Source organism: Paracoccus sp. 228 (genome assembly GCF_000967825.1).
In the GTDB taxonomy this organism is placed as follows: domain Bacteria; phylum Pseudomonadota; class Alphaproteobacteria; order Rhodobacterales; family Rhodobacteraceae; genus Paracoccus; species Paracoccus marcusii.
The window spans coordinates 638,478-662,007 of the sequence record NZ_JYGY01000003.1 but is presented as its reverse complement, the minus strand read 5'-3'; the positions used below and the strand labels follow the sequence as shown (position 1 = coordinate 662,007).

The 23,530-nt window shown below is 67.9% G+C and carries 24 protein-coding genes; 5 read left to right on the top strand and 19 right to left on the bottom strand.

Annotation, left to right across the window (positions count from 1 at the left end):
* Positions 1–8: 8 nt before the first annotated feature.
* The 8 genes from SY26_RS12875 to SY26_RS12840 form a co-directional block, all read right to left on the bottom strand.
* A complete protein-coding gene (locus SY26_RS12875; protein ID WP_046000797.1) occupies positions 9–344 on the bottom strand; it encodes a DUF1491 family protein in 336 nt (111 codons plus the stop codon).
* Positions 337–1,296, bottom strand: coding sequence for a GTPase Era (gene era, locus SY26_RS12870; protein ID WP_045981023.1), 960 nt, complete (start codon positions 1,294–1,296; stop codon positions 337–339). Before era ends, SY26_RS12875 begins: the two co-directional genes overlap by 8 nt.
* Positions 1,293–1,982 carry a ribonuclease III gene (gene rnc / locus SY26_RS12865; protein WP_127897782.1) on the bottom strand — a complete coding sequence of 230 codons (690 nt, stop codon included), beginning with the start codon at positions 1,980–1,982 and terminating at the stop codon, positions 1,293–1,295. Before rnc ends, era begins: the two co-directional genes overlap by 4 nt.
* Positions 1,979–2,770 carry a signal peptidase I gene (gene lepB, locus SY26_RS12860; RefSeq protein ID WP_046000796.1) on the bottom strand — a complete coding sequence of 264 codons (792 nt, stop codon included), beginning with the start codon at positions 2,768–2,770 and terminating at the stop codon, positions 1,979–1,981. The genes rnc and lepB overlap by 4 nt, the downstream gene beginning before the upstream one ends.
* A gap of 73 nt (positions 2,771–2,843) precedes the next feature.
* Entirely contained in the window at positions 2,844–3,254 is a 411-nt protein-coding gene (gene acpS, locus SY26_RS12855; RefSeq protein ID WP_046000795.1) for a holo-ACP synthase, read from the bottom strand.
* 37 nt (positions 3,255–3,291) lie between these two features.
* Complete coding sequence (locus SY26_RS12850; protein WP_045981026.1) at positions 3,292–4,026, bottom strand: pyridoxine 5'-phosphate synthase; 735 nt, start codon at positions 4,024–4,026, stop codon at positions 3,292–3,294.
* Between the two features lie 30 nt (positions 4,027–4,056).
* Positions 4,057–4,875, bottom strand: coding sequence for a 4-(cytidine 5'-diphospho)-2-C-methyl-D-erythritol kinase (locus SY26_RS12845; RefSeq protein ID WP_046000794.1), 819 nt, complete (start codon positions 4,873–4,875; stop codon positions 4,057–4,059).
* Entirely contained in the window at positions 4,872–6,680 is a 1,809-nt protein-coding gene (locus tag SY26_RS12840) for a tetratricopeptide repeat protein (RefSeq protein ID WP_232303336.1), read from the bottom strand. The genes SY26_RS12845 and SY26_RS12840 overlap by 4 nt, the downstream gene beginning before the upstream one ends.
* Positions 6,681–7,160: 480 nt before the next feature.
* On the opposite strand from SY26_RS12840, the gene SY26_RS12835 reads away from it, so the two are divergent.
* Positions 7,161–7,346: a hypothetical protein gene (locus tag SY26_RS12835; RefSeq protein ID WP_046000793.1), complete on the top strand. Its 186-nt coding sequence runs from the start codon at positions 7,161–7,163 to the stop codon at positions 7,344–7,346.
* A gap of 630 nt (positions 7,347–7,976) precedes the next feature.
* Positions 7,977–9,806 (top strand): family 16 glycosylhydrolase, encoded by a 1,830-nt coding sequence (locus SY26_RS12830; RefSeq protein WP_046000792.1) that lies wholly within the window; start codon positions 7,977–7,979, stop codon positions 9,804–9,806.
* A 65-nt stretch (positions 9,807–9,871) separates the two neighbouring features.
* Here the strand turns inward: SY26_RS12830 and SY26_RS12825 are convergent, their stop codons facing one another.
* The 7 genes from SY26_RS12825 to SY26_RS12795 are packed head-to-tail and all read right to left on the bottom strand — an operon-like array spanning position 9,872 to position 16,834.
* Positions 9,872–10,720: a fumarylacetoacetate hydrolase family protein gene (locus SY26_RS12825; protein WP_046000791.1), complete on the bottom strand. Its 849-nt coding sequence runs from the start codon at positions 10,718–10,720 to the stop codon at positions 9,872–9,874.
* A 15-nt stretch (positions 10,721–10,735) separates the two neighbouring features.
* A complete protein-coding gene (locus SY26_RS12820) occupies positions 10,736–11,449 on the bottom strand; it encodes an SDR family oxidoreductase (protein ID WP_198143162.1) in 714 nt (237 codons plus the stop codon).
* Between the two features lie 30 nt (positions 11,450–11,479).
* Positions 11,480–12,946, bottom strand: coding sequence for a UxaA family hydrolase (locus tag SY26_RS12815; RefSeq protein WP_084693849.1), 1,467 nt, complete (start codon positions 12,944–12,946; stop codon positions 11,480–11,482).
* Between the two features lie 47 nt (positions 12,947–12,993).
* Positions 12,994–14,004, bottom strand: coding sequence for a zinc-binding alcohol dehydrogenase family protein (locus SY26_RS12810; protein ID WP_198143156.1), 1,011 nt, complete (start codon positions 14,002–14,004; stop codon positions 12,994–12,996).
* Positions 14,001–14,777 (bottom strand): ATP-binding cassette domain-containing protein, encoded by a 777-nt coding sequence (locus SY26_RS12805; protein ID WP_198143155.1) that lies wholly within the window; start codon positions 14,775–14,777, stop codon positions 14,001–14,003. The genes SY26_RS12810 and SY26_RS12805 overlap by 4 nt, the downstream gene beginning before the upstream one ends.
* A 59-nt stretch (positions 14,778–14,836) precedes the next feature.
* On the bottom strand, positions 14,837–15,775 hold the full coding sequence (locus tag SY26_RS12800) for an ABC transporter substrate-binding protein (protein WP_046000788.1): 939 nt from the start codon (positions 15,773–15,775) through the stop codon (positions 14,837–14,839).
* Between the two features lie 33 nt (positions 15,776–15,808).
* Positions 15,809–16,834, bottom strand: coding sequence for an ABC transporter permease (locus tag SY26_RS12795; protein WP_046000787.1), 1,026 nt, complete (start codon positions 16,832–16,834; stop codon positions 15,809–15,811).
* Between the two features lie 118 nt (positions 16,835–16,952).
* Here SY26_RS12795 and SY26_RS12790 point away from each other — a divergent pair, with 118 nt between their 5' ends.
* Positions 16,953–17,855, top strand: a complete 903-nt coding sequence (locus SY26_RS12790) for a GntR family transcriptional regulator (protein WP_046000786.1) — start codon at positions 16,953–16,955, stop codon at positions 17,853–17,855.
* Here SY26_RS12790 and SY26_RS12785 read toward each other — a convergent pair.
* Positions 17,852–18,778, bottom strand: a complete 927-nt coding sequence (locus SY26_RS12785; protein ID WP_046000785.1) for an aldo/keto reductase — start codon at positions 18,776–18,778, stop codon at positions 17,852–17,854. The two genes, SY26_RS12790 and SY26_RS12785, sit on opposite strands and share 4 nt — an antisense overlap.
* Positions 18,779–18,874: 96 nt before the next feature.
* On the opposite strand from SY26_RS12785, the gene SY26_RS12780 reads away from it, so the two are divergent.
* Positions 18,875–19,717, top strand: coding sequence for an amidohydrolase (locus SY26_RS12780; protein ID WP_046000784.1), 843 nt, complete (start codon positions 18,875–18,877; stop codon positions 19,715–19,717).
* Positions 19,714–20,043 carry an L-rhamnose mutarotase gene (locus tag SY26_RS12775; protein WP_046000783.1) on the top strand — a complete coding sequence of 110 codons (330 nt, stop codon included), beginning with the start codon at positions 19,714–19,716 and terminating at the stop codon, positions 20,041–20,043. The genes SY26_RS12780 and SY26_RS12775 overlap by 4 nt, the downstream gene beginning before the upstream one ends.
* A 15-nt stretch (positions 20,044–20,058) precedes the next feature.
* Here the strand turns inward: SY26_RS12775 and SY26_RS12770 are convergent, their stop codons facing one another.
* From SY26_RS12770 to SY26_RS12760, 3 genes are read right to left on the bottom strand one after another with little or no spacing between them, the layout of a single operon-like run.
* A complete protein-coding gene (locus SY26_RS12770) occupies positions 20,059–20,445 on the bottom strand; it encodes a hypothetical protein (RefSeq protein ID WP_046000782.1) in 387 nt (128 codons plus the stop codon).
* 10 nt (positions 20,446–20,455) lie between these two features.
* Entirely contained in the window at positions 20,456–22,759 is a 2,304-nt protein-coding gene (locus SY26_RS12765) for a xanthine dehydrogenase family protein molybdopterin-binding subunit (protein ID WP_046000781.1), read from the bottom strand.
* Positions 22,756–23,214 carry a (2Fe-2S)-binding protein gene (locus SY26_RS12760; protein ID WP_045983882.1) on the bottom strand — a complete coding sequence of 153 codons (459 nt, stop codon included), beginning with the start codon at positions 23,212–23,214 and terminating at the stop codon, positions 22,756–22,758. The genes SY26_RS12765 and SY26_RS12760 overlap by 4 nt, the downstream gene beginning before the upstream one ends.
* Between the last annotated feature and the right edge of the window lie 316 nt (positions 23,215–23,530).

The following is a 23,530-nucleotide window of genomic DNA, read 5'->3' as shown; positions in this document are numbered from 1 at the left end:
GCCAGAGGTCAGAACAGCCCGTCGCGATCCAGCAGCGTGGTGCCGTCGCGCGATTCGATCTCGATCACCCACAGGTCGCGGTCGCGGGACCGCTGGCGGGCGATGGCAGCGTCGATGTCACGCTCGGTGCCCCTGTCGGTCGCGACCCAGGGACGGGTGTCGCTGTCCATGTCCCATTCGCGCATCCACAGCGCGGCGGTGCCGTCCAGATGGGCGCATTTCACCGCGATCGCCCCCGCCGTGTCGTCGCCGCGCGCCAGTACATAGGCGGGGATGGTGGCCTGCGCCAGGCGGGCCAGATAGGCCGCGACCCACAGGGACGCGGCCAGGCGGGCCTCAGCCATCGCCGTCGCGGAAGTTCAGGCCGATCTCGTCATAGCGTTCGGCCTCGTTCTCCCAGTTCTCGCGGACGCGGACCTGCAGGAACAGATGGACGCGGCGGCCCATGAACTCCTCCAGCTCGACGCGGGCGGCCTGACCCACGGCCTTGATCGTCTCTCCGCCGCGGCCCAGGACGATGCCCTTGTGGCCCTGGCGGGCGACATAGACGACCTGCTCGACGCGGGCGCTGCCGTCGTCCTTCTCCTCCCAGGCCTCGGTCTCCACCGTCAGCTGATAGGGGATCTCCTCATGCAGACGCAGGGTCAGCTTCTCGCGGGTGATCTCGGCGGCGATCATGCGCATGGGCAGGTCGGCGATCTGATCCTCGGGGTACAGCCACGGGCTTTCGGGCAAGCTGCGGGCCAGCCAGCCGCGCAGCTGCTGGCAACCATGGCCGCGCATGGCCGAGATCATGAACGTCTCGGTGAAGGGATAGGCCTCGTTCAGCTGCTGAGACAGGGCCAGCAGGGTCTCGGCCTTGACGCGGTCGATCTTGTTGATGATCAGCGCGACGGGCGTCCCCTTGCCCAGGTCGACCAGCTGATCCAGGATCGCCTGCGTGCCGTCGGTCAGGCCGCGATGCGCCTCGACCAGGACCAGCACGATGTCGGCGTCCGACGCCCCGCCCCAGGCCGCGGCGACCATGCTGCGGTCCAGCCGGCGGCGCGGGCGGAAGATGCCCGGCGTGTCGACAAAGACGATCTGCGCGGGGCCGTGCATGGCGATGCCGCGGATGCGTGCGCGGGTCGTCTGGACCTTGTGTGTCACGATGCTGACCTTGGCGCCGACCATCTGGTTCAGCAGCGTGGACTTGCCCGCATTGGGCTCTCCGATCAGGGCGACGAAGCCCGCGCGGGTGGGCCCGTCGGGTTGCGCCGCGGGCGGCTGATCGGGGGCGATGTCGTCGTCGGTCATGTCAGTCCTTCCAGCCGATCCAGCAGCGATTGCGCGGCGGCCTGTTCGATGCTGCGCTTGGTGCCCGTGCCGCGGGCCTGCGCGTCGCGGCCGTCTTCCAGCCGCACGGTGATCAGGAAGACCGGCGCATGGTCGGGGCCGCTGCGTTCGGTCTGTTCATAGACGGGGGGCGGCATGCCCTGGGCCTGGGCCCATTCCTGCAGGGCGGTCTTGGCGTCGCGGCTGTCGGCATCGACCCGCGCCAGACGCGGCGCCCAATGGCGCAGCACGACCTGACGGGCCGCATCGAAGCCCGCATCCAGATAGACGGCGGCCAGCACCGCCTCCATCGCATCGGCCAGAAGGGCGTCCTTGCGACGCCCGCCCGACAGCATCTCGGACCGGCCCAGCTTCAGCACGTCGCCCAGGGACAGCTCGCGGGCCACCGCGGCGCAGGTCTCTCCGCGCACCAGCGCATTGTAGCGCGGGGCAAGCTGGCCCTCGCTGGCGGCGGTGTCTGCGGTGAACAGCGCCTCGGCCATGACCAGGCCCAGGACGCGGTCGCCCAGGAACTCCAGCCGCTGGTTGTCGGGCCGCGTGACGCTGGCGATCGAGCCATGCGTCAGCGCGCGGATCAGCAGTTCGGGCCGCGCGAATTCATGCCCCAGACGGGCCATGAAGGCCCGGATGTCGGCCGAGGGCGTCAATTCACCGCCTTGAAGAAGCGGTCGGACCGCCACGTCCAGAAATACAGCAGAGACCGCCCCGCCGACGAGAACATGATGCGGTCGGCGCGGCCGATCAGGTATTCGGCCGGCACGAAGCCCAAGCCGCCGATCTCGGCCGGGAAACGGCTGTCTTCGGAATTGTCGCGGTTGTCGCCCATGAAGAAGTACTGTCCTTCGGGGACGGTGAAGGTCGGCGTGTCGTCGGCCACCCAGCCATCGACGATGTTCAAGATGTCATGGGTGTTGCCGCCCGGCAGCGTCTCGGTCATGCGTTCGCTGATGCAGTCGCCGCCCTCGGTCACGGGGTCGTTCACGCAGCGCGGGATCAGGCCCTGCGGCCCCTGCTGTTCCTTGACCTCGATGAACTCGCCGGCGGGGGTGACCTGGACCGGCTCTCCGTTCAGCCACAGGCGGCCGCCGCGCATCTGCACGGTGTCGCCCGGCAGGCCGATCACGCGCTTGATGAAATCGACGTTGCGGGTCGGGTGGCGAAACACGGCCACGTCGCCGCGCGCCGGTTCGCGTTCCAGGATGCGGCCGCTGATCGGGCACATCGAGAACGGGCAGCTATGCGCGGAATAACCATAGGCCATCTTGTTCACGAACAGGAAATCACCGATCAGCAGCGTGTCCTTCATGCTGCCCGACGGGATCCAGAAGGGCTGGAAGAACAGCGTGCGGAAGATGCCCGCGATCACCAGCGCCCAGAAGATCGTCTTGATCGTCTCCCAGATGCCGTCCTTTTTCTCGGGCGCTGCCGTTGCCATTCCGCGTGGTCCTCTTATCCCTCGGGCCGGGGGCCCTGCGTCGCGTGTTCATGGGCCGGGCACAGGGTCAAAGTCAAGCAGGCGCAGGGCCGGGACGCGCCTCGATCACCACGAAGGCCTGCGCCCAGGGGTGGTCGTCGGTCAGCGTGACATGCACGACCGCGTGATGATCGGCGGGCGTCATCGCCGCCAGCCGGTCCGCGGCCCAGCCCGTCAGCGCCATGACCGGCTGGCCCGACCGCAGGTTCGTCACCGCCATGTCGCGCCAGCTGATGCCCATGGAAAGACCCGTGCCAAGCGCCTTGGAGCAGGCCTCCTTGGCGGCCCACCGCTTGGCCAGGGTGCCGGCCTCGTCGGCGCGGCGGGCAGCCTTGGCCAGTTCGGTCGGCGTGAAGACCCGGTTGCGGAACCGGTCGCCAAAGCGGTCCAGCGTCCCTTGGATGCGGTCGATGTTCGCCAGGTCCGTGCCGATGCCAAGGATCATGCCGTACGTCCCGACGGGTCTTTGGACAGGAAAGGGATCACGCCCGCGCCGCGTCCATGCGCGCGCGCATCTCGCGGATTGCGCCCTCCAGCCCCAGGAACACCGATTCCGAGATCAGGAAATGCCCGATGTTCAGTTCGGCCACCTGGGGAATGGCCGCGATGGGACCGACCGTATCGAATGTCAGCCCGTGGCCCGCATGGACCTCCAGCCCCAGGTCATGGGCCAGCGCGGCACCCTCGCGCAGGGCGGCCAGTTCGGCGTCGCGCTCGGCGTGGCGGCCTTCGGTGTCCAGGTCGCAATAGGCGCCGGTGTGCAGTTCGACCACCGCCGCGCCGATCCGGGCGGCGGCGCGGATCTGGGCGGGTTCGTGACCGATGAACAGTGACACCCGACAGCCGGCCTCGCGCAGCGGCGCGATGTATCCCGCCAGCGCATTGTCGTTGCCCGCGACATCCAGTCCGCCTTCGGTCGTGCGCTCCTCGCGCTTTTCGGGGACGATGCAGACGGCATGCGGACGATGGCGCAGGGCGATGGCCTGCATCTCCATCGTGGCGGCCATCTCGAAGTTCAGGGGCTGCGTCAGGTTGGCCATCAGCGCGTCGATATCGGCGTCGCTGATATGGCGGCGATCCTCGCGCAGATGGGCGGTGATGCCGTCCGCGCCCGCGGCCTGGGCGATCAGCGCGGCCCGCAGCGGGTCCGGCCAGGGCGTGCCCCGCGCGTTGCGGATGGTGGCGACGTGGTCGATGTTGACGCCAAGGCGCAGCATGGGTTCCTCCGGGATCGGGTCGGGCGCAGTCTAGCCGCGTGCCGGGGCGGATGCCAGTTCGGTCGCCACCGCCCACCAGCCGTTGCGCGCAAGGGCCGCAGCCGCGCGCTCCGCGGCGCCGGGGTCGGCAAAGATGCCGAAGCAGGTGGCCCCCGATCCCGACATCCGCGCCAGCCGCGCGCCCTGGCCTTCCAGCGCCTGCAGCACGTCGGCGATGACCGGCGCCGCGGCGATCGCGGGGGGCTGCAGGTCGTTCCGCGTGGTGCCCAGCCAGCCCAGCAGCGCATCGACATCGGCAAAGGCGGGAATGGGCGGCAAAGGCGGATTGTCGCGCGACCGCAGGCCCGCGAAGATCGCCGGGGTGGGCACCGCGATGCCGGGATTGACCAGCACCAGATGCAGCGGCGGCAGGGCGGGCAGCGGGGTCAGCACCTCTCCGACGCCCTGCATGCGCGCGGGCGTCGAGGCCAGGCAGACCGGCACGTCGGCACCAAGCCGTTCGGTCCCCTCGGGCAGCGGATGGCCCATCCGCGCCAGCCCGCGCAGCACCGCCGCCGCATCGGCGGACCCTCCCCCGATGCCCGAGGCGACGGGCAGCGCCTTGGTCAGCCGGATCGCGGCCTGTCCCCCGACCAGACGCGCGGCGCGCAGGCACAGGTTGTCGTCGGTGGACAGACCCGCCGCGAAGGGGCCGTCGATGCTCAGGGACAGCGGGCCGGGGGTCAGGGCGATGCTGTCGCCGACCGCCGCAAAGCAGACCAGCGAATCCAGCAGGTGATAGCCGTCAGGCCGCCGACCCGTCACATGCAGCGCCAGGTTCAGCTTGGCGGGGGCCGCCTCGATGATCATTCGGCCGCGTCGGCCTCGGTCTGCGGGGCCTGGGTGGGGTGGCTGGCGACGGGGCCGTCCTCCTCGTCCATCACCGCGTTCAGGCCGCGATCCAGCTTGGCGCGGATGCGGTCGGCATCGACCTCTCCGCTTTCGCCGGGCTCCAGCGACAGGGCGCGCTGCCACTGGATCTGCGCCTCGCGGTGGCGGCCGACCATCCAGTAGATGTCGCCCAGGTGGTCGTTGACCAGCGGATCGGCGGCCATCGTGGCGATGGACTGCTCCATCGGGGCAACGGCCTCCTGATAGCGGCCAAGCCGGAAATAGGCCCATGCCAGGCTGTCCAGGATATAGCCGTCGCCGGGCGACAGCTCGACCGCGCGCTTGATCATGTCCAGCGCCCGGTCCAGGTTCTGGTTCCGGTCGATCCAAGAATAACCCAGATAGTTCAGCAGGCTGGCCTGATCGGGGCGGATCTCCAGCGCGGCCAGCAGGTCGGCCTCGGCGCGGTCGAACTGGCCCGCACGCTCCAGCGAGATGCCGCGCGCGTAAAGCGGGAACCACCGCGCCTCGGGCGGGGCGTCGGCCAGAAGGTCCAGCGCCCGGTCATAGCTTGGGATCGCCTCGGCGTATTTCTCCTGCTGGCGGGTCACGTCGCCAAGCGCGATCCAGGACTGCGCCAGGCCCGGATAGGCCGCGGTCAGTGCCAGGGCCGCACGCTCCGCCTCGGCGGGGCGTTGGGCGCGCGACAGGGCGTCGATGCGCGACAGCTCGGCCTGGGGGCGCATCTCGCCCATGCGGCGGACGGCATCGAACTCGGCCTCGGCCAGGTCGAACTGCTGGCGGTCCTGCAGCAGCTGCGCGGTGGTCAGCCGGGCCTCGGGGTTCTGCGGCGCGATCCAGGACGCCAGGCGCGCATGGATCAGCGCCAGCGGTTCCGGGTCCGGGCTGCTGGACAGGGCCGAGGCAAAGGACAGCAGCAGATGCGCGATCCCGTCCGCCGGGCCGCCCACCACGTCGAAGGGCACCGGCTGCCCCTGTTCCAGGCGCTGGCGCAGGGCCAGCAACTGCGGCTCGGCCTCCAGCCCGTCGATCTGGGACAGCAGCGCCAGCGCCTCGTCGCCGCGATCCAGCTGCGACAGGATCTGGACGCGGGCGGTCAGGCCCATCAGGTGGCCGCTGGCCTCGGACTGCACGATCAGGCGGTCGGCGGCCTCATAGTCGCCCGCCAGCGCCCGGGCCAGCGCCAGGTGATAGTTCACGATGGGGGCCAGGTCCGCATTCGCGGCCATCGCCTCGAACGCCGCGATGGCGTCGGTGGCGCGTCCCGCACCCAGCAGCGCCCAGGCGCGGATGGTGCCGTCCATCAGGTCCTGGTCCAGCGGGACGTCCGGCGCATGGGTCGCGTCGATCAGGTCGACCACGCCCTGCCAGTCCTCGGCCCGGACCAACTGCGCGCGGCGCAGAAGGCCGGCCAGTTCCGTCGGACGATCCTCGTCGAACAGCCGTTCGGCCATGGCCACCGCCTGATCGACATCGCCCGCCGATGCCAGCGCGACCAGCGCGCTGTCCTGCAGATAGACGTCCTGCGGATCCTGCGCCGAAGCCATGACGAAATAGCGCGCCGCCGCGCGAAAGTCGTTCTCGACGGTCGCCATTCGAGCGGCAAGATAGGGGCCGGCCAGGCCGCTGATCTGCGCGGGCTGCTGTGTCGGTTTCGGTTCGGGCGGGCCGTCCTGCGCCAGAGCCGGCAGGGCGGTTCCCGTCGTCAGCGCAGCCAGCACGGCAAGACGCAGCAGGGCAGCAAGGGGGCGGGTCTGGGTCAATGGCGGCACTTCCGGAAATCACATTTGCGTTGCCCGCAAGCCTAGCGGCCGGGGCCAAGGCAGGCAACGCCCCTGCCCCAAGGTTTCATCACATGTTCGAGTAATCACGTGTGTTTTGGATTTTGATAGGGTTCCTTGAGGCATATCGCCGGTTGCCGTCGAAGACTGCAGGATGCGCGGTTTGTAGCGCACAGCGACACGGGATACCCGCCCCGATCAGTTTGCAATTGTTAGCCGACGTACCGTCACGCTTGCCGAAAACTGAGGCATCGGCAGCAATCCGTGAAAATCGAACCATGTAACGGCATGATTTCGCCGCTTTTGTCACGGATGTCACCTCTGCCTAGGCGTTTTGCCAATGTGCATGGTACGATCAGTTAACCAAGATCGAAACGGTCATTCGCTGGTATTTTGGTTTCTGAATGAAATGCTGTGGCCATCTGTCCTTGCAGGGGGTCGGCTATCGAATGGAGGGGTCGGATGATCGCAGCCAATCTTGCCTTTGCCCTAGCCGTGGCCATCGGCGTCATGATGCTGTTCCTGTTCAACGGGTTCGCATATTGGGAATGCCTCACGGCCTATGCACTCTGCGGAGGATTCTCGGTGCTGGCATTTGCCTGGGCATCGGCATCGCGGACGCCCGTCCGCACAGACCAGAGGTCATGACGGACGGGCACGTTGCCTGACTGGTAACCTGTGACACAAGGGAACGACCGGCGACGGGACGGACCTTATCTCTGACAATCGATACGCACGTCTTAGACTTGTGCATATGGTGCAATACGTCAATATAATATAAGGTTGAATATAAACTAATAATTCACGCCTAAGTTGTTAATAAAAGTCTTGATATTGCCATAGCCGTCGTACGCGATTGCTTTCTGAAAGCTTTTTAGAGTTTTGATAAGATAGCAAGCGCATCAACATTTTACGCCTTATCCGACGGTACACTCCCCACTCTACGCCTCAGGTATCGCGTAGATTAGATTTGCGAACCGTATTCCCACAGGGGCAGCACGCAACGCAGTGTGTCTCATGCTGGATCTTCCGATCACCTTTAACAGGGCCCTTGATATAGTTCGCCGACAGAATATCGCGCTGTTCTGGCAGATCCGACGCCGTTCCTTAGCTTGCGTTCGTCCCACATGGGGCAAAGCACAAACCGCGCAGCGCAAGATCGCGTTAAAGTTGCATTAGGGTGTCCGGGTCATACTGAGCCTTCCGGTTTCCTGATCAGGCCGCGTGCTGCCCTGCCCGTCTCGGCCGCCGCCGTCCCTGCGACCATCTGAGGTGAGCATGACCACGACCCCGACCGCCCCTGCCCTTGATCTGTACGAGATCGGCGAACAGCACGACAATGACAGCTGGCTGATCTCGGACTGGGCGGCCGGGCAATCAAGCATCATGCAGTGGTCGGACGACAATGTCCGCGTCGGCGCGGATGGTGCCATCGAACTGGTCCTGGGCCGGTCCCCATCCGGATCGCCCCGTCCCTATCAGGGCGGCGAGATTCAGGGCGCCCAGATCGCCACCACCGGAACATGGGGATGGACCGTGCAGGCCCCCGACATGCAACCGGGCGCGGTATTCGGACTGTTCACCTACAAGGCGGACTGGCAGCATCAGCCTTGGGTCGAATTCGATTTCGAATTCGTGGGGGGCGACACCACGCAGGTCCAGCTGGCCATCCACATGGAGGACGCTGCCGGAAACCACGTCACGCTGAATGACGCCGGCCAGCGGCGCGCGGTGATCGACCTGGGCTTTGACGCGGCGGAAGGCTTTCACACCTACGAAGTCACCGTGACCGACCGTTCCGCCGTCTTCTATGTAGATGGGCGGGTCGTGGCGCAATTCAGCGCCGCGGACATGCCCGGCGGCATCTGGAACATCGGCCCCATGTCCAGCTATGTCGATCTGTGGGCGGTGGCCCCGGGGCAGGAAGGCTGGGCCGGACGATGGACCGATCCCGGAGAACCCCTGGTCGCCCGCATCGCCGGGGCAGAGATCAGGCCCGGCGAATACGGCAGTAGCGTTCCCCCCGACCCCGTGGTCGGCGGGCCGGGTCCGACCCCCGATCCGGTCCCCGGCTTTCCGCTGTTCCCCGCCGATGCCCCTCCGGGCAGCATCATCGGCAGCGCGGGTGCCGATCGCCTGCGCGGGACCGCGGCAAATGACACGATGTTCGGGCTGTCGGGCAATGATGTCATCGACGGCATGGCGGGCGCCGACAGGATGCACGGCATGGCCGGCGACGACGTCTATCACGTCGACAACGCGGGTGACCGGGTGATCGAAACGGCGAACGGCGGTCGGGACGTGGTGCATGCCGGCGTGTCCCACGCGCTGTCCGCCCATGTCGAGCATCTTGTGATGACCGGCACGGGGCGGGTGACCGGTATCGGCAACGATCTGGCCAACCGCATGACCGGCAATGGGGCCGATACCATCCTGCGCGGCGCGGGTGGCGCGGACACGATCGCCGGGGGCGGCGGGGCCGACAGCCTTTTCGGCGGGAACGGAAACGACGTCCTGCATGGCGGGGTCGGCAACGACATGCTTTGGGGTGGGGCGGGCAACGACACGATCGATGGCGGCGCGGGAACGGACTGGGTTTCGTTCATGGGTCAGGCGCGGGCCGCGCGGATCGATCTGGCCATGACCGGCGCGCAGGCCACGGGGCACGGGACCGACGTGATCCACAATGTCGAGAACATTCACGGCGGGATGGGAAACGACATCCTGCTGGGCGACGCCCGGGCGAACGTGATCCGCGGCGGGTTCGGTGCGGACATCCTTCACGGCAGGCAGGGCGATGATCGCCTGGACGGTGGGGCCGGAAACGACAGCCTGAATGGGGGTGCGGGACGCGATCAGCTGTGGGGCGGCGCGGGGGCCGATGTCTTCGTCTTCGGTCACGGTGCCGGGCGCGATGCGGTCATGGATTTTCAGGACGACATCGACACGATCCGCATGGTCAACTTCGGGATCGCCAGCTTGGCGCAGGCGCGGAACCATGCCGCGCAGGTCGGCGCGAACGTCGTCTTCGATCTTGGGGACGGTGACGTGCTGACGGTGCGCAACATGACGATCGACGGGCTGGGCAACGACCTGATCTTCGTCTGACCGGGATCGGCCCGTGACGCCCGTCCCACGCGGGGCCAGGCGTCACGGGCTACGGCATGCGCCCATCAGGCCGGGTCGGCAATGACCTCCTGGCGCTGCCGGCCCAGCCCCTTGATGCCCAGCTCGACGACGTCGCCCGCGCACAGGAAGCGTTGCGGCCGCATCCCCATCCCCACGCCCGGAGGCGTTCCGGTGGAAATCACGTCGCCCGGATGCAGGGTCATGAACTGGCTGAGGTAATGGATCAGGAACGGCACCTGATAGACCATTGTCGCCGTCGACCCGTCCTGCATCGTCTGACCGTTCACGCTCAGCCACATCGCCAGATCCTGGGGATCGGCGATCTCGTCCGGGGTGACCAGCCAGGGGCCGATCTGGCCGAAATTGTCGCAGGACTTGCCCTTGGTCCACTGGCCCGCGCGTTCGGTCTGGAACGCCCGTTCGGACACGTCGTTTGTCACGGCAAAGCCCGCGACATGGGACATGGCGTCGGCTTCATCGACATATTTGGCAGGCTTGCCGATGATGACGGCAAGCTCGACCTCCCAGTCAGTCTTTTCGCTGCCGCGCGGGATGATGATCGGATCGTTCGGGCCGCAGATCGCGCTGGTGGCCTTCATGAAGATCACCGGCTCGGGCGGGACCTGCATGCCGGATTCGGCGGCATGGTCGGCATAGTTCAGGCCGATGCAGATGAACTTGCCGGTGCCCGCGACGGGCGGGCCCAGACGCGGATCGCCCTGGACCAGCGGCAGCGTCGCCGGATCAAGGCGCGCCAGGCCGGCCAGTGCATCGGGATGCAGCGCCTGTCCGGACAGGTCCGACACATGCGCCGACAGGTCACGGATCTGGCCGTCCGCGTCGATCAGGCCGGGTTTCTCGGCGCCCGCGGCACCAAAGCGAACAAGTTTCATGTCGTCTTCCTTGGGTCAGAGTGTCCAGCCGCCGTCGATGCAGACGGCTTGGCCCGTGGTATAGGTCGCGCCCGCCAGATACACGGCCAGATCGGCGATTTCCGCCGCATCGGCGATGCGCCCCATGGGCTGGCGCGCGACGAAGGCCGCGCGGGCCGCCACGGCATCGCCCGTCGCGGCAAGGCGGTCATCCAGCGACGGCGACTGCACCGTGCCGGGGCATATCGCGTTGCATCGGATGCCGTGGCCCACATGGTCGGCGGCGACCGACTTGGTCAGACCCAGGACGGCGGCCTTGGTGGTGGAATAGGCAAAGCGGTTGGGCACCCCCTTGATGGACGAGGCGACCGAGGACATGTTGATGATCGCCCCCCGCCCCCGGTCGACCATCCCCGGCAGGACCGCCCGGATCGTGCGCATCATCGATCGCACGTTCAGGTCGAATGCGAATTCCAGGTCGGCCTCGGATGCCTCCAGGATGCCCCCCGCATGCACGACCCCGGCGCAGTTGAACAGCACGTCCACTGGTCCCAGATCGGCAAAGAACGCGGCCACGGCGGCGCCGTCCAGCACGTCCAGGCGCGCGGTGCGGCACCCGTCCAGCGTCGAGAGCCCGTCCATGTTGATGTCGGTGGCGATCACCTCGGCGCCCGCCGCGGCGAAGGCCAGCGCACTGGCGCGGCCGATCCCCTGGGCCGCCGCGGTGATCACGACGCGCTGTCCGGTCATGGGGGTTGGTATCATTCGCTGTCCTTTCACTTACATCACCGCGCCGATCTGCCAGGGCACGAACTCGACCGCGCCGAAGCCCTGCGCCTCGCTTTTCGTCGGGGCACTGGAGGCGACGGCCAGCATCAGGTCGAAGATCTCGTGCCCCTTCTCCTGCAGGGTGGCCCCGGAGAGGATCGCACCGCAATCGACATCCATGTCCGGCTCCATCCGGCGCCACAGGTCGGGGTTCGACGCGATCTTGATGCAGGGCACCGGGCGATAGCCCGACACGCTGCCCCGCCCGGTGGTGAAGGCGATCAGGTTGGCCCCCGACGCGACCTGCCCCGTCACCGAACAGGGGTCATAGCCGGGGCTGTCCATGAAGACGAAGCCCGGCCGGTCGATGGGTTCGCCATAGCGATAGACCGCCGACAGCGGCGCGCTGCCCCCCTTGGCCACGGCGCCCAGGCTCTTTTCCAGGATCGTGGTCAGGCCGCCGCGCTTGTTGCCGGGCGAGGGATTGTTGTCCATCTCTCCGAAGTTGCGGGCGGTGTAATCCTCCCACCATTCGATCAGGTCGATCAGCTTGCGGCCGGTCTCGGGATCGGCGCGTCGGGTCAGCAGATGTTCGGCGCCATAGATCTCGGAGGTTTCCGACAGGATCGAGATGCCCCCCTGCGCCACCAGCAGATCAGAGGCGATGCCCAGGGCCGGGTTGGCCGTGATCCCGGAATAGCCGTCCGACCCCCCGCATTGCATGCCCATCACCAGCGCGGATGCCGGCGCGGTCCGGCGCGTGGCACGGTCCGCCTCGGCGGCCAGTTCGCGCAGGATCGCCACGCCCTTGTCGACGGTGGCCCGCGTGCCGCCCGTCTGCTGGATGGTCATATAGCGGAACCGGGCGCTGTCCTTCAGCGCGCGCCGGTCGATCAGGTCGGGGATCTGCATGACCTCGCAGCCCAGGCCCACCATCAGGATGGCGCCGAAATTAGGGTTGTGGCCATAGCCTGCGATGGTGCGGAACAGCGTCTCGTACCCTTCGCCCTTGCCAGACATGCCGCAGCCGGTGCCGTGCACGATGGGCACGATTCCGTCCACGTTGGGGTAATCGGCCAGCCAGCCCTGACGCTCTGCCTCCTCGGCGATGAAGCGGGCGACCGATCCCGCGCAATTGACCGAGGTCAGGATGCCCACATAATTGCGCGTGCCCACCCGCCCCGACGGCCGGTGAAACCCCTGGAAGGACGCCGGCGCATCGGGGGCCGGCAGCGCACCCGCCGCGCTGCCAAAGCCGTGATCCTGCTTGTGCGCCCCCATGCCCAGGTTCTGGACATGGACATGCGCCCCCGCCGCGATGGGCCGGGTGGCGATGCCGATGACCTGACCGTATTTCAGGACCGGTTCGCCGGGCGCGATGGGGCGGATGGCGACCTTGTGGCCCGCGGGGATCGCCTCTGTCGCGGCGCATCCGGCATCAAGCGGCGCGCCGGGGGCCAGGGCGATCAGGGCGACCATGATGTTGTCGCGGTCATGCAGGCGGATGGCGGTCGGTGGGGCTTGCGTCACGGGGTCACCAGGATCTTGACGATGTCGTCGCGGTCATCGACCAGCGCGGCGAAGCGGTCGGGCAGATCGGCCAGCGGCACGACCTCGGACAGCAGCGCATCGGTGGGGATCAGCCCGTCGCGAATGGCCGCGATGACCCGGTCGAAATCGGGGGCCTGCGCGTTGCGGCTGCCGATGATGCGGGCCTCGCGCTTGTGGAACTCGGCATCCGAAAAGCGGATGTCGCCCTTGACCACGCTGACCAGCACCGTGCTGCCGCCATGGGCCACGAGGGGAAAACCCGCCTCGATGGCCGGCGCGCTGCCGGTCGCGTCGAAGACGACATCGAAGCCCTGCGCCAATTCGCCGGTCAGGATGTCGTCGCCCGGACGGTGCAGCAGGTCGAACCCGCACAGCCGCCGCGCCAGCGCCAGCCGCCGGTCGCTGAGATCCATCAGATGCACCTGGGCCCCGGCCAGGCGGGCGAACAGCGCGGTGCCAAGCCCGATCGGCCCCGCCCCCGTCACCAGCGCCAGATCGCCCGGCCCCACGCCCGAACGCGCGACGGCATGGGCGCCGATGGCCAGGAACTCGACCATCGCGGCCTGATGCACGCTCAGCCCGTCGGCGGGGTACAGGTTGCCCGCCGGAACCGCGATCCGCGCGCACATGCCGCCGTCGCGATGCACGCCCAGCACCGCGATCGCGGCGCAGCAGTTGGGCTTGCCGCGCAGGCAAGCACGGCAGGCCCCGCAGGACAGGTATGGGTTCACCACGACCAGGCGCCCGGCATCCGGTCCGCTGGCCACATGCCCGGACAGCTCGTGCCCGATCACGCGGGGATAATCCAGATAGGGATGCTTGCCCTCGAAGATGTGGTAATCCGTGCCGCAGATGCCGATGGCGGCGATGTCGACAAGCACCCAGCCCTCGGGGGCATGGGTCGGCAGGGGCCGCGTCTCGATGCGGAACCGGCCGGGCTCGACGCAGACGCCGCATGCCATCGTGGTGGCGGATGCGTCCTTCATTGCACCGGCTCCGGCCTGCGGGCGGACCAGTCGGACGGCAGCTCTCCCTTGACGATCAGGCTGAGGACGTCGTCCTTGCTGACATCGCCGATGGCATGGGCGCCCACGACGCGGCCCTTGTTCATCACCACAACCCGGTCGCACAGGTCGAACACGTCATGGATGTCGTGGCTGACCAGGAATATCCCGATCCCGTCGGCCTGCAGCTTGCGGATCAGGTCGGCCACCATCGCCGTCTCCGACGGGCCCAGGGCTGCGGTGGGTTCGTCCATGATCAGCACGCGGGTGTCGAAATAGATCGCACGCGCGATCGCGATCACCTGGCGCTGGCCTCCCGACAGGCTGGACACGGGGTCGCGCAGGTTGCGGAAGTTGGGGTTCAGCCGGGCCAGCACCTCGCGCGCGGCGCGCAGCATGGCGGCGTCGTCCAGGTTGCCGAACCGGGTCTTCAGCTCCCGCCCCAGGAAAAGGTTGCTGGGCGCGTCCAGGTGATCGGCCAGGGCCAGCGTCTGATAGATCGTCTCGATCCCCTTGGCGCGGGCGTCGTTGGGTTCGGCAAAGCGGACCGCCGTGCCGTTCACGCGGATCTCTCCGCTGCTGGGGGTCATGGCGCCCGACAGGATGCGCATCAGGCAGGACTTGCCCGCGCCGTTATGCCCCAGAAGGCCCACCACCTCGCCCGGATAGAGGCTGACCGAGACATGATCGACGGCCCGGACGCCCCCGAAATGCTTTTCGATGTCGATCATCTGGACCAGCGGCTGGTCTGACATGGGCATGCCCCTTGCAACGTGTCGGTGATCGGGGACCGCGCGGGCGGTCCCCGGCAGCATCAGTAGAGGACGTTCCTGGCCTCGTCGGACTCGATGTTGGCCTTGTCGACCATCACCACGCCGGTGTTGATGAACGGCTCGACCGTCTCTCCGGCCAGGATGTCCATCACGGTCTGCACGCCCATCTCGCCCATGGCGAACGATCCCTGCACCGCCGTCGCCGTCAGCACGCCGTCGCGCACGAACTGCTGCAGGTCCTCGTTGCCGTCAAAGCCCAGGGCGGTCAGCTGGCCCGCCTTGCCCGCCTGCTCGATCGCGCGCCCCATGCCGACGGCCGTGGGTTCGTTCGCCCCGAAGATGCCGACCAGGTCCGGGTTCGACGCCAGCATGTCGGTGGTCTGGTTCAGCGCGTTGGCCATCTGGCTTTGCGAATAGAGCGGACCCACGATCTCCAGGTCGGAATTCTCCTGCAGGTAGGTGGTAAAGCAGCCGACGCGCCCGATCTCGGACCCGACGCCCGCGACATAGGACATGATCCCCACCTTGCCGGTCGTGCCGGCCTCGTCGATCATGCGCTTGGCCACCTGCTCTCCGGCCGCGCAGTTGTCGGTCGACAGGAAGGCCTGGAACGCGCCTTCTCCGCCCTCGCCCAGGGCGCTGTCGATGATCACGACCGGGATGCCGGATTCATAGGCGCGCTGCACCACGGGGATCAGCGCCTCGGGGTCGGACGGGGCCAGGACCAGCCCGGCCACGCCGCGGTTGATGGCGTTCTCGACCAGGCTGACCTGATCGGCCACCGCGCTTTCCGCGGCCGGACCGTCAAAGCTCAGCGTATGCTCGGACTGGCCCTCGATCGCGGCCTGGGCGCCCAGGTTCACGTTCTGCCAGAAGTTCGAGTTGGTCGTCTTGACGATGACCGCGATCTCTCCGGCCTGGGCGCCGGCGGCGGTCAGGGCAAGGGCGGATACGGCCAGGCATGTCTTCAGCAGTGTCATCTTGGTTCCTCCTCCGATGATGATGATGCGGGCCTAGCGGCGGTTGCGGACCTGATCGATCCAGACCGCGCCGATGACCACGAAGCCGATGACGATCTGCTGGATGAAGGCGGACACGCCCGACATGTTCAGACCGTTTCGCAGGATGCCGATGATGAACGCACCGATCATCGTGCCCGCGACGGTGCCCACGCCCCCCGACAGGGACGCGCCGCCGATCACCGCCGCCGCGATGGCATCCAGTTCGTACATCACCCCCTCGCTTGGCTGGGCGGTGACCAGGCGCGACATCAGCACGTTGCCCGCCAGCCCCGCCAACGCGCCCGACATCGTGTAGGCGTACATCTTGGTCCAGTCGACATTCACGCCGGACAGGCGCGCGGCCTCCTCGTTCGACCCGGTGGCATAGATGTGGCGTCCGACCTGGCGGCGGCGCAGCAGATAGGTCGCAGCCACCGCCACGACCAGCAGCAGGATGGCCGGATAGGGGATGCCCGGAAAGATCACGCGCGGAAAGCCGTTCGGCTGCATCTCGACCACGCGGAACAGCGCGCCGTTGCCAAGCCGCCCGAAGCCCGCGCCCAGCTGCGAAATCGGCGTGGCCCCGGTCAGCTGCAGCGCCACGCCGCGCGCGATCAGCATCATGCCAAGCGTCGCCACGAAGGGCGGAATCCGCAGCCGGGTGATGACAAGGCCGTTGAACGCACCGCAGGCGGCGCCGGCCAGGACGCCTGCGCACATCGCAGGCACCACCGGCAGGCCGGCCTTGACCGCCATCGCCGATACCACGCCCGACAGCGCCAGCACCGAGCCGACCGACAGGTCGATCCCGCCGGTGATGATGACCATGGTCAGCCCGATCCCCAGCAGCCCGATGACCGATGTCTGCAACAGCACCGTCAGTCCGTTGTTGACCGACAAGAACGCCGGGCTGGCCATCGCAAAGCCGATGATCAGCAGAACCAGCGTCAGCAGGGCCGATGCGCGGTGCAGCTGGTCGCGGGCGATCGTCAGCCGACGCGCCTTGCCGTCGGCCCAGGGCTTGGTTGCGTCCGTCATCGTTCCTCCCCGACCGATTTCGTCCTGATGTCGGCAAAGCATGTGCAGGCACCTTGCACCTGTCAATTGTTTTTAATAATTTAAGACAAGAACCGCCTGATCCAAGGAAACCCCGACCATGGCCCGCAGCGACACCCGCTATCGCGAGGCGTACAACCGCCTTCTGGACCACTGCGCGACCCTGACCCCGGGGGCCGACCTGCCCGCCGAGGCCGCGCTGAGCGAGATCGCCGGGGTCAGCCGCACCGTCGTCCGCCGCTGCCTGGCGCGGCTGGCGGAGCTGGGGGTGATCGCGCTGGACGGGCGGGCCAAGCGGGTGCTGCGCATGCCGGACCAGGACGACCGGATCGCCGTGATCCGCGCCGCCGACGGCCTGCAGGCGCTGGAGCAGCGGTTCCTGGACTGGATCCTGCGGTTCGACGTGCCCGCCGAAACGCCGCTGTCGGTGGCCGAGCTGGCGCGGACCTTCGGCGTCACCCAGCATCAGCTGAACGAGTTCCTGGCCGGCCTCAGCCGGTTCGGCCTGGTCGCACGCAGGCCCAAGGGCGGCTGGATGCTGCGCGGCTTCACCAAGGAATTCGCAGTCGAGCTGTCGGACTTTCGGCTGGTCCTGGAACTGGACGCGATCGCCAAGCTGGTCGAGGCGCCGGTCGATCACCCCGTCTGGCCGCGGCTGGCCACGCTGCGCGTCCAGCACCTGGCCCTGGCGGACCAGATCGACACGCATTTCCACGAGTTCTCCAAGCTGGACGAGGCGTTCCACGAGGCCATCAACGCCGTCGTCCGAAACCGCTTCGTGGCCGAGTTCCAGAAGGTCATCTCGCTGATCTTCCATTATCACTACATGTGGGACAAGACGCAGGAAAAGCAGCGCAACGGCGCCGCGATCCAGGAACACCTGGCGATCATCGACGCGCTGGAGGCCCGCGACGCCGGCCGCGCGCTGGATGCCGCGCGCCAGCATCTGCGCACGTCGAAATCGACGCTGCTGTCATCCCTGCGCCATCACGACCTGGGCTAACGCAGGGCCTCCAGGTTGCGGCGCAAGGTCGTAGGATTGGCCGTGCCCAGCAGCACCGCCGCCGCCGCGGGATGGTCGCGCGCGAAATGCAACGCCGCGGTCGCAAGCGGCATCCCCTGCACGGCGGCCTGATCCTGCAGGGCAGCCACACGGTCCAGCACCTGCTGCGGGGCGGGGCCGTAGTCATAGGTCGCGCCGGCCACGGGCCCGGTCGCCAGGATGCCGGAGTTGAAGATCCCGCCCAGCACCAGACTGGTGCCGACCGTGCGACAGCGCGGCACCAAAGCGTCCTCGGCCGAACGGTCCAGCAGGGTCAGCCGCCCCGCCAGCAGGATCACGTCCAGCGGCCCGTGATCCATCACCTGCAGGCAGATCTCGGTTTCGTTGACGCCAAGACCGAATGCGCCGATGCGGCCCGCCTTCTTCAGCCGGACCAGCCGTTCATACCCGGACCCCAGGAACGCCTGCAGATGCCGGTCGTTGTCGGTGCCATGGGTATAGGTGCCCAGATCGTGGACATAGACGATGTCGACCCGCGCGACGCCAAGCCGGTCCAGGCTCTGCTCCAGACTTTCCTCGATCCCGTCACCGGAATAGTCGTAATGCACGTCGTTCTGCGCGGGGCGGACATAGCTGTCGGCCTCGGGGATCGGCGCGGCGGCAGGGGTCAGGACGCGCCCGACCTTGGTCGACAGAACGGCCCCCGTCCTGCCCGTCAGGAACCGCCCCAACCGCTGCTCGGACAGGCCGCGCCCGTAATGGGGCGCCGTATCGAAATAGCGGATCCCGGCATCCCATGCCGCCTGCAGAACCTGCTGCGCGTCCTCCTCCGCGACCTCGCGATACAGGTTGCCGATGCTGGCACAGCCGAACGCGATGGGGGTGATCTCCACCCCCGTCCGGCCGATCCTGATGGTCTTCATGCCGCCTCCTGTCCTCCCGGGTCGGGCGTTGACACGCCGCGACCGCCTCCATACGGTTTATTATGATTAGAGACACAACCCGGCAAGGACATTCCCGTGATCATCGACGCCCATCAGCATTTCTGGCGGATCGCCCGAGGCGATTACGGCTGGATGACCGATCAGGTCGCGCCCATCCGGCGGGACATCCTGCCCGCGGACCTGGAACCCCTGGCGCGGGCGGCTGGGGTCACCGGCACGGTGCTGGTCCAGGCCGCCCCCACGCTGGACGAGACGCGGTTCCTGCTGAGACTGGCCGACCGGTCGCCGATGATCCGCGGCGTCGTCGGGTGGATCGACCTGACCGGCGACGTGGCCGCCCAGCTGTCGCGCATCGCCCACCCTGCGCTGCGCGGTATCCGCCCGATGCTGCAAGATATCGACGACACCCGGTGGATCCTGCAGGACGGCGTGGTCGACGCCCTGCGGCAGGTCGCGGGGGCCGGGCTGCGGCTGGACGCGCTGATCACGCCCCGCCATCTGCCGGTCATCGAGGAATTGGCCAGGCGAGTGCCGTCCCTGCCCATCGTGATCGATCACTGCGCCAAGCCCGTCTTTGACGGCACGGACCCCGGACCGGACTGGCGCCGGGGCATCGACGCCCTGGCCGCCCATCCGCAGGTGTTCTGCAAGCTGTCGGGGCTGGCCAACGAATTCGGGCCCGGCTGGTCCGCAGACACCCTGCGCCCGGTCTTCGACCATGTCCTGCAGGCCTTCGGCCCCGAACGGCTGATGTGGGGTAGCGACTGGCCGGTGCTGGAGCTTGCGGGCACCTATGCCGACTGGCTGCAGGTCGCGCAGACCCTGTGCGCTGACCTGTCCGATGCCGATCGCGCGCAGGTCTTTGGGCAGACGGCCATCCGCTTCTATGACCTTGACGCGAAGGAACAGCGCCCATGAGACGCATGGCCTATGTCATCGGGATCGATCCGGACCGGATCGACGAATACACCCGCCTGCATGCCGATGTCTGGCCCGCGGTGCTGGCCCGGCTGTCGCGGTCGCATATCACCAACTATTCGATCTTCCTGCGCCGGCCAGAAAACCTGCTGTTCAGCTATTGGGAATATCGCGGCACCGATTTCGCGGCCGATAATGCGGCCATTGCCGCCGAGCCGGTGACGCGCGACTGGTGGGCGCTGTGCGGCCCGATGCAGCGCCCGCTGGACACGCGGGCCCCTGGTGAATGGTGGGCGGGCCTGACCGAGGTGTTCCATTCGGACTAGGTCGCGCCTGCCGGGTCACCCGTCGATCAGGCCGACAAGGATCTCCTTGATCTGCCGGGTGCAGGCTTCCTCGTTTCCGTCCTCGGCCAGGGTGCGGGCTTCGCCTAGGCGGGCACGCGCCTCGATCAGCTCCTCGCCACCGTCCCCGGCCTCCTCGGCCTCCTCGACCGCCCCGGCGGCGTCGTCCTGATAGGGGACGGGTTCCTCTGCCGTCTCCTCGGTCACGGCCTGGGCCTCACGGGCGCCCGCGACCCCCTGCCCGCCCGTCGAGGCCGAGATGGCCAGCCGCGAGGCATCGTCCAGCGCCTCTTCGAGGAAGGTGATCCGGTCGGCGCAATCCGCCAGCGCCGGACCGGCCAGGACAGCAAGGCCGCCGGCCAGAAGCATCTGTTTCAGGGTCATGGACATGTCCTCAGCTGCGAAGTTGATCGGCCACCGGCAGGCGGCGGATACGGGTGCCCGTCGCGGCAAAGATCGCGTTGACGATGGCCGGGGCGACGGGCGGCAGGCCCGGTTCCCCGACGCCCCCCAAAGGCTGGTCATAGCCACCCGAGGACACGAGATGCACGTTGATCTCCCGTGGCGCGGTCTCCATGCGGGGAATCAGGTAGGTGTCAAAGTTGTCCTGCTGCGCACGCCCGTCCTGGAAGGTGATCTCGGCCGTCAGGGCCTGCCCCGCGCCCATGATGACCGCCCCCTCCATCTGAGAGCGGATGCGGTCGGGATTGACATGCGCGCCGCAGTCGATGGCGATCTCGACGCGCGGAATGCGCACCGCGCCGTCCATGACCTCAACCTCGGCCGCCACGGCGACATGGCTGACAAAGCTGTAATGCGCGGCGACGCCCAGGCCGCTGCCGGCGGGCATCTGGCGACCCCATCCGATCGCCTCGGCCACGGTTTCGGTGACCGCCCGCAGCCGTCCGGTGTCGATGGGATAGCGCGCCGGGTCCTCGCCATAATTCCAGACATCGCCGATCTCGCTCGGGTTGATGAGGCGGGCGGGGCCGATCGTCTCCAGCAGGTATTCCAGCGGATCGCGCCCCGCCGCCGCTGCCAGTTCTGCGATGAAGGACTGGATCGCGAAGGCGTGCGGGATGTTGGAGACCGACCGGTACCAGCCGATGCGCACATGGGCCGGGGCCTGCGGGTTCTCGGCACGGACGTTGGGGATGTCCAGGGGCATGTTGGTCAGCCCCATGCCCAGCTCGAACGGCAGCTTCTCCTTGGGGTCGGGGGCAAAGATCGACCCGATCGTGGGGGCGGCGGTGCGGTGCAGCCAGGCCACGGCCTTGCCCTGTGCGTCCAGCCCCGCCTCCAGCCGCTCGACCGAGACGGTGTGGTAATAGCTGTGGTGCAGATCGTCCTCGCGCGTCCAGGTCAGCTTGACCGGGGCGCCCATCTCGCGGCTGAGGATCGCGGCCTCCAGCACGAAGTCGGGCTTGGACTTGCGGCCGAAACCACCGCCCAGCAGGGTGACGTTGACGGTCACGTCCTCCTCGGGCAGGTCCATCCGCTGTGCCAGGCGCAGGCGGGTGACCTGCGGCGCCTGCACGCAGGCCCAGACCTCGCAGGACCCGTCGCGCACATCGGCCACGGCGGCTGGCGGCTCCATCGGTGCCTGCGCCAGGTGGGGGATATAGTATTCGGCGACCACGCGGATCTCTGCCTCGGCCAGGGCCGCGTCGACGTCGCCCCGGTTCAGGATCAGCTTGCCGTCGCCGGTCTGCACCGCCGCCTCAAGCTCTGCCCTGAAGTCATCCGAGGAATAGGCGGCATGCGGCCCATCCTCCCATTCGATGACCAGCGCTTCGCGCCCCTTGATGGCAGCCCAGGTGTTGCGGGCAATGACCGCGACACCGCCAAGCGGCTGGAATTCCGTGGGGATGGCGGGCGGGTCCAGCCGCACGATCCGCTCGACCCCGGGCACCTGCAGGGCGGCGCTGTCGTCCAGGCTGGCCACGCTGCCGCCAAAGACCGGCGGGCGGGCGATGACGGCATACAGCATGCCTTCGCGGCGCACGTCGATCCCATAGGTCGTGGTGCCGCGGGTGATGTCGTCATTGTCGACCAGCCCGATATCGGCCTTGCCGACGTAACGGAACGTCGCGGGGTCCTTCAGGCGCAGGCCCTCGCGGTCGGGAACCGGCAGGGCGGCGGCGGCGGCGGCCAGTTCGCCAAAGCCCATCGTGCGGTCCGATTCGGCATGACGTACGACATGCCCCTCGGCGCGCACTTCGGACAGGGGCACGTCCCACGCTTCTGCCGCCGCCTGCTCCAGCATGGTCCGCGCCGAGGCCCCGGCACGGCGCATCGGGCCGAAGAAATGCCGCAGGCTGCGCGAGCCGTCGGTGTCCTGGTTGCCATAGCGCGGCTCGTTGCCGGGGGCTTGGGTCACTCGGACCATGTCCCAGTCGGCCTCCAACTCGTCGGCAACGACCATCGCGATCGAGGTGCGCACACCCTGCCCCATCTCGGAACGGTGGACAGTGACGGTGACGATACCGTCCTCGGCGATCGAGACGAAGACGTTCGGATTGTCACGCCAGCCATTGGGCATCGCGTCGGCGCCGAACTGGACAGGCGCGTCCTGCGCGCGGCCCGGGCGGGGCAGCCCGATGGCAAGGACCAAGCTGCCGGCCCCCATGCCCAACAGCAGGGACCGGCGGCTGACATTGGCGATGCCGAGGGATTCGGGGACGCGGTTCGACATCATTCCGTCCTCGCTTCGGCGGCCTGCTTGATGGCGGCACGGATGCGCGGATAGGTGCCGCAGCGGCACAGGTTCGCGCTCATCACCGTGTCGATGTCCTCGTCGGTCAGGTCGGGGGTGGAATCCACCAGCGCCGCGGCCTGCATGATCTGCCCCGCCTGGCAATAACCGCATTGCGACACGTTCAGGTCACGCCAGGCGACCTGCACGGGATGGTCGCCGTTCTCGGCCAGACCTTCGATCGTGCGGACGTCCGACCCGTCCGCGATCGAGATGGGGGTGATGCAGGCAAAGGTCGGGTAGCCGTCCAGATGGATCGTGCAGGCGCCGCATTGGGCGATGCCGCAGCCGAACTTGGTGCCGGTCAGTCCCAACTCGTCGCGCAGGTACCACAGCAGCGGCATTTCGGGATCGCCATCGAAACTGTGTTCCGTCCCGTTCACGGTCAGGGTGATCATGATGGCTTCCTCGCTCTCGGATCAGGGCCGGTCGGCGTCGTGCGCGCATGTGACCGTCAAGGGCAACGCCCTTTGGTAAACCGGGTTCCCGAAAAATCGCGCGCCAGTTGCCGGCATGGTCCGGAAAGGCATTGAGCCCGGTCCAGGCACCGGTCCCGTGCCAGGACCATCCTTTATCAGGTGGAGCTGTCCGCGGTGACGGATTAGGCGTGATGATCAGACTGCGCCTTTGGCGCTTGACGACCGGCACCCTGTCGGGACAGGGATCCGCCTTGTGTCCGGGGCACGTGCGGGCCGATACCATCCAAGGCATGGG